This is a genomic window from Rhizobium oryziradicis, from assembly GCF_001939045.1.
Classification (GTDB): domain Bacteria; phylum Pseudomonadota; class Alphaproteobacteria; order Rhizobiales; family Rhizobiaceae; genus Allorhizobium; species Allorhizobium oryziradicis.
Genome location: NZ_MKIM01000001.1, coordinates 1 through 508 on the forward strand (window position 1 = coordinate 1; position 508 = coordinate 508).

At 57.9% G+C, this 508-nt stretch carries 1 pseudogene; it reads left to right on the forward strand.

Annotated elements, in window-relative coordinates:
* A pseudogene (locus BJF95_RS00005) lies at positions 1-508 on the forward strand (type VI secretion system tip protein VgrG); the annotation flags it as partial.

A 508-nucleotide genomic window follows, 5' to 3' on the forward strand; every position in this document is an offset into this window, starting at 1 on the left:
AATTGCAGGTGGCGGCGGACCGGGCCTTGCAAGCTTCGCCACCACGCTGGCCTCATCCGCACTCGGCTTTCTGGGTGCGGGCGGGCTAATGGCACGCGAAGGCGTGGTGGCAGGCGCAAGCCCAAGGGCGGATGCTGGCACAGCACTGGCAGGCTCCGGCACGGGCGTGGGCGAAGACGCCTCCGGCCTGTTTCCGCTTCCTGGGATTATGAACACCATCGTCAGCGCGTTCAAATCCGACACCGTGGGTGTGGCACGGGCTGAGCAGATTGGTGTCAGCAAGGTCACAAATATTGGACAGACCCAGATCACCAATGTTGGCAAGGAACAGCGGACAACCGTTGGCACAACAATCAATGTGGAGGTCGGCAAACTCTACAACATTGTTTCTGGTGAGAAGTATCATGGGGAAGCCAAAGTTTGGGAAATCTATTCGGACGAAAAAATCCTGCTTTTGACCCGAGGCGGCTATATTGAGCTCAACAACAGCGGCATCCGTATCCACGGC